This is a genomic window from Streptomyces niphimycinicus, from assembly GCF_018883605.1.
Taxonomy (GTDB): domain Bacteria; phylum Actinomycetota; class Actinomycetes; order Streptomycetales; family Streptomycetaceae; genus Streptomyces; species Streptomyces niphimycinicus.
On sequence record NZ_JAHLEM010000796.1, the window covers coordinates 1 to 531 of the forward strand.

The 531-nt window shown below is 79.3% G+C and carries 1 pseudogene; it reads right to left on the reverse strand.

Annotated elements, in window-relative coordinates:
* Positions 1 to 531: pseudogene (locus KN815_RS42845) on the reverse strand (histidine kinase); the annotation flags it as partial.

The window sequence follows — 531 nt, forward strand, 5'->3', positions numbered from 1 at the left end:
CGGGCCGCCCATGTTCGGACGCGGGAACTCGCCCGTGTCCCCGGGGCCGCGGCCGCCGCGCGGGGCGGCGTCCTCGAACCGGGGCTGGGCGTACTCACCGGTGTCACCCGGGCCCTGGCCGAGCTCCGGACGGGCGAACTCGCCGGTGTCGCCGGGGCCGCGGTCGTAGTCGGGCCGGTTGAACTGGCCGGTGTCGGCCGGTCCCTGGCCGCCCTGCGGCCCATTGGCCCCGCGGCGCGGCTCGAACAGGTTGGGGCCGTCGCTCAGTTGCGGCAGCTCGCCGGTGTCGCCGGGGCCGCGGTTGCCGAACGGGTCGCGCCGGTCCCCGGAGCCGCCGAGGTCCGGACGGGCGAACTGGCCCGTGGAGTCGTACTCCTCATGCCCGCGCGGGGTGTCGACCGCGTCGCGCGGCGTGCCCGGCCAGTCGTCCTCGCCGGCCGCGGCGCGTGCGCCCCAACTGGTGCCGGGCTGGGACGGGGCCGGAAGCTCGGGCGCGGGGCCGCGGGTGGGCAGTTGCGGACGGCCGCCCTG